Raw genomic sequence first — 12180 nt, forward strand, 5'->3', positions numbered from 1 at the left:
TGCACAATCTTCAACGTCACGCTGAGAATTGAGTATTATTGTGCCAAGTTGTCGTGAAGGAACCCTCTATGAAGCAAATTCGTATGCTGGCGCAATATTATGTCGACCTGATGATGAAGTTAGGTCTGGTGCGCTTTTCGCTGCTATTAGCGCTGGCTTTGGTCGTGTTGGCAATTGTGGTGCAAATGGCTGTCACCATGGTGCTGCATGGCCAGGTAGAAAGCATTGATGTCATCCGCTCTATCTTTTTTGGTCTGTTAATTACCCCCTGGGCCGTCTATTTTTTGTCAGTGGTGGTGGAGCAACTGGAGGAATCCCGGCAGCGTCTGTCACGGCTGGTGCAAAAGCTGGAAGAGATGCGCGAGCGCGATCTCAAGCTCAATGTGCAGTTGAAAGATAATATCGCCCAGCTCAATCAGGAAATTGTTGAGCGCGAAAAAGCTGAAGCGGAGCGTCAGGAAACGTTTGAGCAACTGAAGGTCGAAATCAAAGAGCGCGAAGAAGCGCAGATTCAGCTTGAGCAACAGTCTTCATTTTTACGCTCTTTCCTTGATGCCTCGCCGGACCTGGTCTTTTATCGTAATGAAGATAAAGAATTTTCCGGCTGTAACCGCGCCATGGAGTTGCTGACTGGCAAGAGCGAAAAGCAACTGGTGAATTTGAAACCGGCTGACGTTTACTCCCCTGAGGCGGCTGAAAAAGTTATTGAGACCGACGAGAAGGTGTTTCGTCATAACGTCTCGCTCACCTATGAACAGTGGCTGGACTATCCGGATGGACGCAAAGCCTGCTTTGAAATTCGTAAAGTGCCTTACTACGATCGCGTCGGTAAACGTCATGGCCTGATGGGCTTTGGTCGCGATATTACCGAACGTAAGCGTTATCAGGACGCGCTTGAACGCGCCAGCCGCGATAAGACCACGTTTATTTCTACCATCAGTCACGAGCTGCGTACGCCGCTGAACGGCATCGTTGGCTTAAGCCGGATCCTGCTGGATACGGATCTGACCGCCGAGCAGGAAAAATACCTGAAAACTATCCATGTCTCTGCCGTGACGTTGGGCAATATTTTCAACGATATTATCGATATGGATAAGATGGAGCGGCGTAAAGTCCAGCTCGATAACCAGCCGATCGATTTCACCAGCTTTATGGCGGATCTGGAAAACCTCTCTGGCCTGCAGGCACAGCAAAAAGGGCTGCGTTTTGTGCTTGAGCCAACGCTACCGTTGCCGCATAAAGTGATTACCGACGGCACGCGTTTGCGCCAGATTCTGTGGAATCTGATCAGCAACGCCGTGAAGTTTACCCAGCAGGGGCAGGTGACCGTGCGGGCGCGCTATGACCAGGGGAATATGCTGCATTTCGAGGTAGAAGATTCCGGGATCGGCATTCCGCAGGATGAACAGGATAAAATCTTCGCCATGTATTATCAGGTGAAGGACAGTAACGGCGGCAAACCGGCAACAGGAACCGGGATTGGTCTGGCCGTATCAAAGCGTCTGGCGAAAAATATGGGCGGCGATATTACGGTCTCCAGCCAGGCTGGTAAAGGCTCTGTCTTTACGCTGACTGTGCATGCGCCTGCGGTAGCGGAAGAGATTGAAGACGCTTTTGAAGACGATGACATGCCGCTGCCCGCCCTGAATGTCCTGCTGGTGGAAGACATTGAACTGAACGTCATTGTCGCGCGCTCAGTGCTGGAAAAACTGGGTAATAGCGTGGATGTCGCCATGACCGGGAAAGCCGCGCTGGAAATGTTCACGCCGGGTGAATATGACCTGGTATTGCTGGATATTCAGCTACCGGATATGACCGGGCTGGATATCTCCCGCGAGCTTACGCAAAAATACGCGCGTGAAGATCTGCCGCCGCTGGTGGCCCTTACCGCCAACGTTCTGAAAGATAAAAAAGAGTATCTGGATGCGGGAATGGACGACGTGCTGAGTAAGCCGCTGTCAGTCCCGGCTTTAACCGCCATGATCAAAAAATACTGGGATACCCGAAACAAAGAGGAGAGCACTGTGACATCTGAAGAGAGCAGTAAATCGCAAGCGCTGTTAGATATTCCTATGTTGGAACAATACCTCGAGCTGGTGGGACCGAAGTTAATTACCGACGGGCTGGCGGTGTTTGAGAAGATGATGCCGGGATATTTGAGCGTGCTGGAATCCAATCTGACTGCACGTGATAAAAAAGGCGTGGTTGAGGAAGGTCATAAAATTAAAGGTGCGGCAGGTTCGGTGGGGCTGCGCCATCTGCAACAGTTGGGTCAGCAAATCCAGTCGCCAGATCTTCCAGCCTGGGAAGATAACGTTGCTGAATGGATTGAAGAGATGAAGCAGGAGTGGCAGCACGACGTGGCGGTACTAAAAGCCTGGGTGGCGAGTGTGGAAAAAAAATGACCCCGGCTTGACCGGGGTGCGCGAATACTGCGCCAACACCAGGGAAATCGTGGCTGCGCCGTAACTTATTGTCATTGTGTACAAAGGCACAGCCCTATTTTTCAGGCCGCACGCAGTTAAGATAGCAAATCTTAAATAATTTGTTACATGAATCAGTTAAATGTGTGAAGCGTAGCATTTAAATCATAATAACTAATATGTTTCAGCCAGTTGAGAAAGGAGTATCACGATGAAAAAAGTGGGAGTCGTGCTCAGCGGATGCGGTGTGTATGACGGTGCAGAGATCCATGAAACCGTACTCACGCTGCTGGCCATTGCCCGCAACGGCGCGCAGGCCGTCTGCTTCGCACCGGATAAACAACAAGCTGATGTGATTAATCATCTGACCGGTGAGCCGATGTCGGAAACACGCAATGTCCTGATTGAAGCCGCTCGCCTCACACGCGGCGAGATTCGCCCGCTTGCTCAGGCGGTTTCAACGGAACTGGATGCGTTGATCGTGCCGGGTGGGTTTGGCGCCGCCAAAAATCTGAGTAATTTTGCCAGCCAGGGCAGCGAATGCCGGGTTGACAGTGATTTAGCCGCGCTGGCAGTTGCCATGCATCAGATGGGGAAACCGTTGGGATTTATGTGTATTGCGCCCGCCATGTTACCCAAAATTTTTGATTTTCCGCTGCGTCTGACCATTGGCACGGATATCGATACGGCAGAGGTACTGGAGGAGATGGGCGCTGAACATGTGCCTTGTCCGGTTGATGACATTGTCGTTGATGAAGACAACAAAATTGTCACCACGCCCGCCTATATGCTGGCGCAGGATATCGCTCAGGCCGCGAGTGGCATCGATAAACTGGTCTCGCGTGTGCTGGTGTTGGTTGAATGAGAACAGGCGTTACCGCTTTTCTGCGGCGTATCTTTCTACGGGCGGTTATCGTCCTCGCCGTATTCTGGGGTGGGGGCATCGCCCTTTTCAGCGTGATGCCGGTGCCGTTCTCGGCGGTGATGGTCGAGCGGCAACTGGGCGCATGGTTATCCGGTGATTTCGGGTATGTGGCGCACTCGGACTGGGTGAGTATGGATGAGATCTCACCGTGGATGGGACTGGCGGTGATTGCCGCCGAGGACCAGAAGTTCCCTGACCATTGGGGATTCGATGTCTCTGCCATCGAGAAAGCGCTGGCGCATAATGAACGTAATGAAAACCGTATTCGCGGGGCGTCAACGTTATCGCAACAGACGGCAAAAAACCTCTTTCTGTGGGATGGACGTAGCTGGGTGCGTAAGGGCCTTGAAGCCGGGCTCACGCTGGGGATGGAAACGGTCTGGAGCAAGAAACGTATTCTGACCGTCTATCTGAACGTTGCGGAGTTTGGCGACGGCATTTTTGGCGTGGAGGCGGCGGCGCAGCGGTATTTTCATAAACCTGCCAGTCGCTTAAGTATGTCTGAAGCGGCCTTGCTGGCGGCGGTCCTACCTAATCCTTTACGTTTTAAAGCGAATGCGCCTTCGGGTTATGTGCGTAGCCGTCAGGCGTGGATTATGCGCCAAATGCGCCAGTTAGGCGGTGAGTCGTTTATGCGGGAAAATAAGCTGTATTAGCGGAGTTATTGCCGGATGCGGCGTAAACGCCTTATCCGGCCTACTGGCTACGTTCTGTGTACTCGATTAATCTTCGTCAAACCCTGAATTAAACAGGGCAACCACCGCGGCCAGAGCTTCAACTTCCTGCGGGCCTGTGGCTTCAACTTCTATCTGCCGCCCCTTCGCAGAATCCAGCATCAGCAGCGCGATAACGCTGTTTGCCTCGGCTTCCGTTCCTTCATCATTACGCAGCAAAACTTCTGCTTCGAAACCCTGCATCAATTCAAAAAGTTTCATTGCTGGCCGGGCATGCATGCCCAGCTTATTAGTGATTTCAACGGTTTGCTTCACGGTCATGATTTACGTTTTTCCAGCGTACGATGGCGTGACTGCACGTTTTTACCGCGTGAGCGGAAGTAGTCTGCCAGCTGCTCTGCAATATACACCGAACGGTGTTTCCCGCCGGTACAGCCGATGGCTACAGTGAGGTAGCTGCGGTTGTTGGTCTCCAGCATGGGTAACCATAGCTCAAGATAGCTGCGGGTCTGGTAGATAAAATTGTGTACTTCTGTGTGCCGGTCGAGGAAGGCGGCGACAGGGCGGTCAAGACCGGTCATCGGGCGCAGCTTCGGATCCCAGTGTGGGTTGGGCAGGAAGCGCACGTCAAAGACGTAGTCCGCGTCAATCGGGATACCGTGTTTGAAACCAAAGGATTCGAATACCATCGTTAATTCACGTTCACGTTTGCCCAGCAGTCGGGTACGCAGCATTTCTGCCAGTTCGTGTACGGACATTTCGGAGGTATCAACAATCAGGTCTGCGCGGGAACGCAGCGGCTCCAGCAAATCGCTTTCTTTATCGATAGCGCTTTCCAGCGACAAGTTTTTGCTGGAGAGGGGGTGTAAACGACGCGTGTCGCTGTAGCGGCGAATCAGCGTGTTACGGTCGGCATCAAGGAACAGCAACTGCGGTGAGAAGCCTTCAGGCAGATTGTTCATTGCCTGCTCGAAAATCTCCGGGGATTCCGGCATGTTACGCACATCAATGCTGACGGCCGCAGAAATCTGGCGATCGGCCAGTGTACGAGCCAGATCGGGCAACAGCACTACGGGAAGGTTATCCACGCAGTAAAAACCCATATCTTCCAGCGCACGCAGGGCAACGGATTTGCCTGACCCTGAACGACCGCTGACGATCATCAGTACCATGTACTGTTTCTCCTCACAACGACAAAAAAGGATGCCATTGGGTTGTTATGCTTCATCCTGTCCACCTTCGGTGTCCGTGATGATTTGATACAACTCCTGGTCACTCTGTGCGGCGCGCAGGCGACGGCAGATGGCTTTATCTGCCAGACGTTTGGCGACCAGCGATAATGTATGCAAATGCGTCTTGGTTTGGTCTGCCGGGACCAGCAGGGCGAAAAGCAGATCGACGGGTTGATTATCAATGGCGTCGAAGGCGATGGGGGTTTCGAGTTGCACAAACACGCCAACCGCGCGCATCGTGTCTTCTTCCAGCTTGCCGTGCGGGATGGCAATACCATTACCGATGCCGGTACTGCCCATTTTTTCACGCGTCAGAATGGCTTCAAATACCACCTGAGAGGGCAAGCTGAGCTGTTTTGCCGCCAGTTCACTGATGATTTCCAGTGCGCGTTTCTTGCTTTGGCAGTGAACGGCCGCGCGCGTACATTCCTGGTTAAGAACATTGCTCAGTTGTAGAGTCGTATCGTTATTTGTCATAATTTCACCTAAGCGCTAACTGTACAAATGGCCCGTTGTGCTGCACAACAGGCCGTCCTGCACCCGCTAACTGCCCGGACAAGTTAGTGCTGTTTCAGTTTATCTTTATGTTTTGTTAACTGCCGAGCCAGTTTATCAATTAAACCGTCAATGGCGGCGTACATATCCTGACCTTCCGCGCTGGCATGAATTTCACCACCGTTTACATGCAGTGTTGCATCCGAGATATGTGTAACCTTCTCCACTTTCAACACAATATAGACCTGATTAATCCGGTCGAAATATTGTTCAAGCTTGGCGAATTTGGTATTAACAAACTCGCGCAGAGCTTCCGTGATTTCGACGTTGTTTCCAGTGATGTTGAGCTGCATAGTGTCTTCCTTATCGGTTGGGTCACACCAGTTGTTTGCGCTGGTTAGACGGCGGAATGGATAAAGACTCTCGGTACTTCGCAACGGTGCGGCGCGCCACCATGATACCCTGATCCGACAGCATAGAGGTTAACTTGCTGTCACTCAGCGGTTTCGCGGGGTTCTCCGCAGCAATTAATTTCTTCACCAGTGCGCGGATCGCTGTGGATGAGGCTTCGCCCCCGCCTTCAGTGTTAACGTGACTGGAAAAGAAATACTTCAGTTCAAATATGCCGCGCGGACTGTGCAAATACTTTTGCGTGGTCACTCGGGAAATGGTCGATTCGTGCATCTCGACGGCCTGGGCGATATCCGCCAGCACCATCGGTTTCATAAATTCTTCGCCTTGCTCAAAGAAGGCCTGCTGCTGTTCAACGATACAGCGACTGACGCGCAGCAGCGTATCATTGCGGCTTTCCAGACTTTTAATCAGCCACTTCGCATCCTGCAAATTGCTACGAATAAACTGGCTGTCGGCATCGTTGCGCGCGCTATTGCACATCGCGGCGTAGTGCTGGTTAATCTGCAAGCGTGGAATGCTGTCGCCGTTGAGTTCGACCACCCAACGATCGTTATGCTTACGCACCAGCACATCCGGGATGACGTATTCCGGCTCGCCGGTTTGGATCGACTGTCCTGGGCGGGGATCGAGCGACTGGATGAGGTTGACGGCTTCTTTCAACACGTCTTCTTTCAGTCGGGTTACGCGCATCAGCGAGCGAAAGTCATGGTTGGCTAACAGATCGAGGTGATCGCTGATGATCAGGCGCGCTTCTTCCAGCCATGGCGTGGACTTATCAAATTGCGAAAGTTGGATCAGTAAGCAGTCACGCAGATCTTTGGCTGCCACGCCAACGGGATCAAAGCGCTGAACGCGTTTAAGCACGGCTTCGATTTCATCCATACCGACGTCGTCATCGCCCATGCTTTCGAGAATATCGTCCAGGGTCACGGTGAGATAACCGGTTTCGTCAACCGCATCAACAATCGATGTCGCAATGGCGCGATCGGTATCCGAGAACGGGGTCAGCTCCACTTGCCACATCAGGTAATCCTGCAGCGATTGCGTGGTCTCCCCCTGATAAACAGGCAGTTCGTCGTCAATGTAATCTCCGCTGGTGCCTGAAGGCGTACCGGCGGTGTAGATTTCATCCCAACTGGCGTCAAGCGGCAATTCCTCTGGCATCTCTTTTTGTTCGAGCGCATCTGCGGTATCGAGGGATTCGCTGTCCTGTTTTTCCTGGGTATCAATTTCGTCGTGAAGATCGGTTTGCTCGAGCAGTGGGTTACTTTCCAGCGCTTGCTGAAGTTCTTGCTGAAGTTCCAGCGTGGACAACTGCAACAGACGGATAGCCTGTTGTAGCTGAGGCGTCATCGCCAGTTGTTGGCTAAGCCTGAGTTGCAAACCTTGCTTCATGTTCAGAGTTGTTTTCTCCTGCGGTGACGTGAAGTCTTCTACCCTATCAGAGTCTGAAGTCTTCCCCAAGGTATACGCGCTTAACGTGCTCATCCTGCAGTATTTCTGTCGGCGTGCCGTGGGCGATCAGGTGTCCCTGGCTCACGATATAGGCGCGCTCACAAACTGCCAGCGTTTCGCGGACGTTATGGTCGGTAATCAACACCCCAAGCCCGCTGTCGCGCAGGTGTTCGATGATCCGTTTGATATCGATAACGGAAATCGGGTCAACACCGGCAAACGGTTCATCAAGCAGGATAAATTTCGGATTCGCGGCCAGCGCGCGGGCGATTTCCACACGGCGTCGTTCACCACCGGAGAGCGATTGGCCCATGCTGTCACGCAGATGTTCGATATGGAATTCTTCCATCAGCTCATTGGCGCGATCTTCCCGCTGCTCACTGGTGAGATCGTCACGAATTTGCAGTACCGCCATCAGGTTATCAAACACGCTCAGGCGACGGAAAATAGACGCTTCCTGCGGTAGGTAGCCGATGCCGCGACGCGCGCGCGCATGCAGTGGCAGCAGACTGATATCTTCGTCATCAATGATAATGTTGCCCGCATCGCGCGGGACAATGCCGACCACCATGTAAAATGTCGTTGTCTTGCCCGCACCGTTAGGACCAAGCAGACCGACGATCTCCCCGGAGTTGACGGTCAGACTGACATCTTCCACCACACGGCGGCCCTTATAGGCCTTTGCAAGGTTCTTTGCAGTTAATGTTGCCATAACGAATCAGTTACCTTTTTTCTCTGCCGGAGCCTTGTTTTTGTCCTGCAACTGCGACGGAACCAGAACGGTGGTGACGCGTTTGCCTTTATCGCTGAAGGCCTGCATTTTCTGCTCTTTTACCAGATAGGTGATCTTATCACCCGTGATGTTGCTATCGAGCTGTTCCAGGTAAGCCTTACCGGTGAGCACGACGAAGTCTTTCGCCAGTTCATAGTGCATGTGTGAGGCGCGGCCTTTCACTGGCTTACCGTTGTCCTGCATCTGGTAAAAGGTGGCGGGCTCACCGTAACCATCAATCACTTCTTTACCGTCTTCACCGCCCGGGCGGGTCACAACGACTTTATCGGCATTAATTTTGATGGTGCCCTGAGTCACAATCACGTTACCAGTAAACGTCACCACGTTGCCCTGCATATCCAGGGACTGCTGGTCCGACTCGATATGAATCGGCTGCTCGGTATCGCCGGTGACGGCAAATGCCGGAATGCTGGCGGCCAGAAGTGAACTGGCAAGCACAAGATTAAGGCTGAGTTTGTTTATTTTGGATTTCATATGAGGTTCTAACCTTTTCAATCAGCTCGGCGTTCTTGTTGCGTAAGTTGCCGCGCATCTTCAGTCCGCTGGAGTTAAATGTTGTGCCATATAACGTGACAAGATCATCAGAAGTGACGTCTTGAGTCACCAGGTTAATCTGTGCGTTATCGGTCGTAATTCTGCGTAGTTGAGAGTCAGGCACCAGGGCGTTAACTTCAACATGGCCGTACAGATACAGCATTCGATCGTTGGTCAATTTGGCTTTATCGGCTTTGATTGACCAGGTCGGTACTTTATCTTTATCAAACGTGGTTAATACCGGTTGAGTAAACCACGAAACCGCTTGCTCCGAATAATATTCAACGTGTTGGGCGATCAAGTGATAGCTCAGCGCGCCTTCCGGACTATACACGACGGTATCGGTATGTTCGCTTTTATAGGTTGGCTCGTTGTTATTGACGGCGACCTGAGTGGCCTCGTCTTTGTCTGCCAGGTTAATACCAATCATCACAAGGACAGCCAGCGACAGTAGAATGATAACCCAACGTCTGGTTTTGCTCATATCGATTGCCCTTTGGCCTCGTCCAGTTTGCCCTGCGCCAGGAGTAATAAATCGCAGACTTCACGTACAGCGCCGCGTCCCCCATCGATACGGGTGACGTAGTCGGCGCGTGGAATCAGCAATGGATGGGCATCCGCCACCGCTACGCTTAATCCCACTTTTGCCATCACTGGCCAGTCGATCAGGTCATCGCCAACATAGGCCACATTTTCCGGCGCGATCGCCAGTTTTCCAAGCAGATCGTCAAAGGCGATCAGTTTGTCTGACTGCCCCTGATACAGATGCGTGATCCCCAATGTGGCACAGCGATCTTCTACAAGTTTAGCCTTTCGTCCGGTAATAATAGCAACCTCAATACCGGAAGTGAGCGCACAGCGAATTCCGTAGCCATCGCGGACGTTAAAAGCCTTCAGCTCTTCACCGTTGTTGCCCATATAAATCAGACCATCAGACAATACGCCATCCACATCCAGGATCAGCAAACGGATGTTCTCAGCCCGGGTGATAACGTCAGCGTTGACGGGTCCATAACAGGTCGCAAGCGACGCACCTGCTTTACTCATTTTCTTTATCCTTGAGTTTCTTACACTACACCTGCACGCAGCAGATCATGCATATGTAACACACCGAGTAACTGGTCGCCATCAGCAACCATTACCGAAGTGATATGGCGGGACTGCATTAAGTTCAGGGCATCAACGGCAAGAATGCCCGGACGCACGCGAATGCCTCCAGGGGTCATCACATCGGCAATGCCTAACTGGCGTACATCTACGCCCATATCAAAGACGCGACGTAAATCGCCATCCGTGAAAATACCGTCAATCTTCATTGCATCATCGCAAATGACGGTCATGCCGAGATTTTTACGTGTGATCTCAAGTAAGGCGTCACGCAGGCTGGCGCTTTTATTAACATGCGGAATCTCATCACCCGTATGCATAATATCGTTAACACGCAGCAAAAGCTTACGGCCCAGTGCGCCACCCGGATGCGATAACGCAAAATCTTCCGCGGTGAAGCCGCGTGCTTTTAATAACGCCACGGCAAGGGCATCGCCCATCACCAGCGTTGCGGTGGTGCTGCTGGTCGGCGCCAGGCCTAACGGGCAAGCTTCCTTGGGCACTTTAACACACAGATGCACATCTGCCGCACGCGCCATGCTGCTTTCCGGACGGCCGGTGATGCAGATAAGCGGGACATGAAGACGTTTTAATACCGGGATTAACGCCGCTATCTCATTGGATTCGCCGGAGTTAGAGATGGCGATCACCACATCCTGCGGCGAGACCATGCCTAAATCACCATGCGCGGCTTCGCCCGGGTGCACGAAAAATGAGGGGGTGCCGGTGCTGGCAAAAGTGGCCGCCATCTTCCGCCCAATATGTCCGGATTTCCCCATCCCCATCACCACGACTTTGCCCGGGCAACTGAATATTTTTTCACAGGCGAGGGTAAAGTTTTGATTAATGTACTGATCAAGCTCCGCCAGGCCTTCACGTTCAATTGCCAGGACTTCCTTGCCTGCTTGCTGAAAGTCAAAACCCGGTTGCAACTCTAAGTGCGACATAATGCGTTTCCAGTTATCCAACGAGAAGTGGCGATAACCAATACAGCATCGCCAGCCATATGATAAAACCGCCGGTCAGCAGCGCACCCGCGCCGCGACCAATCTGGCGCGGACGTCGCCAGCAGAGTAGTGCAAAAATCACGCTCACCAGCAGCATGACGCTATAGTCACGGGTGAAGGCCATCGGATTGACTTCACCCGGCGTAATCAGCGCCGGTAACCCGAGGACGATAACAATATTAAAAATGTTCGCGCCGATGATGTTGCCAACGGCAATATCGTTTTCGCCTTTACGCAGACCCGCAATGGCCGTTGCCAGCTCTGGCAAACTGGTACCAATAGCGACTACCGTCAGCCCGATAGTGAGTTCGCTCATGGCGAAATAGTTCGCCAGTACGGTGGCGTTATCCACCACCATCCGTGTTGCCATTGGCATAATAATCAACGCAATGCCCAACCACAAAAATGCGACCGGTAATCCGCCTTCGCGTGGAAGTTCCGCTATCTGCTCCCGGGTCAGCGTGTCATTGCCTTGTCGCTCAGCCAGACGGGCGATTTTAACAATGAATAGCAGCCATAGCACGGCCAGAAGCAGGAGAAAGAAACCGTCACTACGACTCAACTGGCCGTCATACAACACGGAGGCGGCTAAAATACTCACCAGCAACATTAGCGGTAATTCACGGCGCAGAACATCAGAATGCACGGTAAAAGGATGAATCAGCGCCGACAGACCTAAAATAAGCAGAATGTTGGTAATGTTAGAGCCGATAGCGGTACCCACGGCCAGATCGAGTTGCCCATTTATTGATGCCGCCACAGAGACAATGATCTCGGGTAACGACGTCCCTACGCTGACAACGGTCATCCCAATAATAATGGGGGGGATACCGAAATTTCGACATAAAATGGATGCGGCAAATACCAGACGGTCGGCACCGTAGACCACCAGAAGTAAACCAATTATTAACAGCGCCGTCGCTAAAAGCATCTAAAGTCCTTTCTTCAGGTATACTCGCCGGTCCACTTGAAGGATCTTCTGGAAGCCGTAACGAAGTCTTAATTTTGACTTTATGCGGCTAAAAAGTAAAACAAATGCCAGCTTTCGCTAACCAGGACGGGCAATAATCTGTAAATATGTTGGGTTCAGGGCTAAATTGAGCGCCAAACTCTTCGATCAA

Annotated in this window: 14 protein-coding genes; 3 read left to right on the forward strand and 11 right to left on the reverse strand. The window is 52.1% G+C overall.

Annotation, left to right across the window (positions count from 1 at the left end):
- The first annotated feature begins 68 nt into the window (after positions 1-68).
- The 3 genes from arcB to mtgA all read left to right on the forward strand — a co-directional run bounded on the left by arcB (position 69) and on the right by mtgA (position 4004).
- Complete coding sequence (arcB, locus tag OOJ59_RS12380; protein ID WP_069324404.1) at positions 69-2405, forward strand: aerobic respiration two-component sensor histidine kinase ArcB; 2337 nt, start codon at positions 69-71, stop codon at positions 2403-2405.
- A 229-nt stretch (positions 2406-2634) separates the two neighbouring features.
- Positions 2635-3288 carry an isoprenoid biosynthesis glyoxalase ElbB gene (elbB, locus tag OOJ59_RS12385; protein ID WP_110496732.1) on the forward strand — a complete coding sequence of 218 codons (654 nt, stop codon included), beginning with the start codon at positions 2635-2637 and terminating at the stop codon, positions 3286-3288.
- Complete coding sequence (gene mtgA / locus OOJ59_RS12390) at positions 3285-4004, forward strand: monofunctional biosynthetic peptidoglycan transglycosylase (RefSeq protein ID WP_038634281.1); 720 nt, start codon at positions 3285-3287, stop codon at positions 4002-4004. The genes elbB and mtgA overlap by 4 nt, the downstream gene beginning before the upstream one ends.
- A 66-nt stretch (positions 4005-4070) precedes the next feature.
- On the opposite strand, the gene npr is transcribed toward mtgA, so the two are convergent.
- The 11 genes from npr to OOJ59_RS12445 all read right to left on the reverse strand — a co-directional run bounded on the left by npr (position 4071) and on the right by OOJ59_RS12445 (position 11990).
- On the reverse strand, positions 4071-4343 hold the full coding sequence (npr, locus tag OOJ59_RS12395; RefSeq protein ID WP_003025086.1) for a PTS phosphocarrier protein NPr: 273 nt from the start codon (positions 4341-4343) through the stop codon (positions 4071-4073).
- A complete protein-coding gene (gene rapZ, locus OOJ59_RS12400; RefSeq protein WP_003025085.1) occupies positions 4340-5194 on the reverse strand; it encodes an RNase adapter RapZ in 855 nt (284 codons plus the stop codon). The genes npr and rapZ overlap by 4 nt, the downstream gene beginning before the upstream one ends.
- Positions 5195-5239: 45 nt before the next feature.
- A complete protein-coding gene (gene ptsN, locus OOJ59_RS12405) occupies positions 5240-5731 on the reverse strand; it encodes a PTS IIA-like nitrogen regulatory protein PtsN (RefSeq protein ID WP_038634278.1) in 492 nt (163 codons plus the stop codon).
- 83 nt (positions 5732-5814) lie between these two features.
- Complete coding sequence (hpf, locus tag OOJ59_RS12410) at positions 5815-6102, reverse strand: ribosome hibernation promoting factor (RefSeq protein ID WP_038634275.1); 288 nt, start codon at positions 6100-6102, stop codon at positions 5815-5817.
- Positions 6103-6124: 22 nt separating this feature from the next.
- Positions 6125-7558, reverse strand: coding sequence for an RNA polymerase factor sigma-54 (gene rpoN / locus OOJ59_RS12415; protein WP_038634272.1), 1434 nt, complete (start codon positions 7556-7558; stop codon positions 6125-6127).
- 46 nt (positions 7559-7604) lie between these two features.
- Positions 7605-8330: an LPS export ABC transporter ATP-binding protein gene (gene lptB / locus OOJ59_RS12420; protein WP_003025073.1), complete on the reverse strand. Its 726-nt coding sequence runs from the start codon at positions 8328-8330 to the stop codon at positions 7605-7607.
- Between the two features lie 6 nt (positions 8331-8336).
- Positions 8337-8885, reverse strand: coding sequence for a lipopolysaccharide ABC transporter substrate-binding protein LptA (gene lptA / locus OOJ59_RS12425; RefSeq protein WP_038634270.1), 549 nt, complete (start codon positions 8883-8885; stop codon positions 8337-8339).
- Entirely contained in the window at positions 8854-9429 is a 576-nt protein-coding gene (gene lptC, locus OOJ59_RS12430; RefSeq protein WP_038634267.1) for an LPS export ABC transporter periplasmic protein LptC, read from the reverse strand. The genes lptA and lptC overlap by 32 nt, the downstream gene beginning before the upstream one ends.
- Complete coding sequence (kdsC, locus tag OOJ59_RS12435; protein WP_069324401.1) at positions 9426-9992, reverse strand: 3-deoxy-manno-octulosonate-8-phosphatase KdsC; 567 nt, start codon at positions 9990-9992, stop codon at positions 9426-9428. The genes lptC and kdsC overlap by 4 nt, the downstream gene beginning before the upstream one ends.
- A 20-nt stretch (positions 9993-10012) precedes the next feature.
- Entirely contained in the window at positions 10013-10999 is a 987-nt protein-coding gene (kdsD, locus tag OOJ59_RS12440) for an arabinose-5-phosphate isomerase KdsD (RefSeq protein ID WP_085048642.1), read from the reverse strand.
- A gap of 13 nt (positions 11000-11012) precedes the next feature.
- Positions 11013-11990, reverse strand: coding sequence for a calcium/sodium antiporter (locus OOJ59_RS12445; RefSeq protein WP_038634258.1), 978 nt, complete (start codon positions 11988-11990; stop codon positions 11013-11015).
- Positions 11991-12180: the final 190 nt, after the last annotated feature.

It is taken from the genome of Citrobacter sp. W9 (assembly GCF_026719375.1).
GTDB lineage: Bacteria > Pseudomonadota > Gammaproteobacteria > Enterobacterales > Enterobacteriaceae > Citrobacter > Citrobacter werkmanii.

Coding starts and splice junctions, on each gene's coding strand:
- arcB (WP_069324404.1), top strand. CDS start 69: ATGAAGCAAATTCGTATGCTGGCGCAATATTATGTCGACCTGATGATG.
- elbB (WP_110496732.1), top strand. CDS start 2,635: ATGAAAAAAGTGGGAGTCGTGCTCAGCGGATGCGGTGTGTATGACGGT.
- mtgA (WP_038634281.1), top strand. CDS start 3,285: ATGAGAACAGGCGTTACCGCTTTTCTGCGGCGTATCTTTCTACGGGCG.
- npr (WP_003025086.1), bottom strand. CDS start 4,343: ATGACCGTGAAGCAAACCGTTGAAATCACTAATAAGCTGGGCATGCAT.
- rapZ (WP_003025085.1), bottom strand. CDS start 5,194: ATGGTACTGATGATCGTCAGCGGTCGTTCAGGGTCAGGCAAATCCGTT.
- ptsN (WP_038634278.1), bottom strand. CDS start 5,731: ATGACAAATAACGATACGACTCTACAACTGAGCAATGTTCTTAACCAG.
- hpf (WP_038634275.1), bottom strand. CDS start 6,102: ATGCAGCTCAACATCACTGGAAACAACGTCGAAATCACGGAAGCTCTG.
- rpoN (WP_038634272.1), bottom strand. CDS start 7,558: ATGAAGCAAGGTTTGCAACTCAGGCTTAGCCAACAACTGGCGATGACG.
- lptB (WP_003025073.1), bottom strand. CDS start 8,330: ATGGCAACATTAACTGCAAAGAACCTTGCAAAGGCCTATAAGGGCCGC.
- lptA (WP_038634270.1), bottom strand. CDS start 8,885: ATGAAATCCAAAATAAACAAACTCAGCCTTAATCTTGTGCTTGCCAGT.
- lptC (WP_038634267.1), bottom strand. CDS start 9,429: ATGAGCAAAACCAGACGTTGGGTTATCATTCTACTGTCGCTGGCTGTC.
- kdsC (WP_069324401.1), bottom strand. CDS start 9,992: ATGAGTAAAGCAGGTGCGTCGCTTGCGACCTGTTATGGACCCGTCAAC.
- kdsD (WP_085048642.1), bottom strand. CDS start 10,999: ATGTCGCACTTAGAGTTGCAACCGGGTTTTGACTTTCAGCAAGCAGGC.
- OOJ59_RS12445 (WP_038634258.1), bottom strand. CDS start 11,990: ATGCTTTTAGCGACGGCGCTGTTAATAATTGGTTTACTTCTGGTGGTC.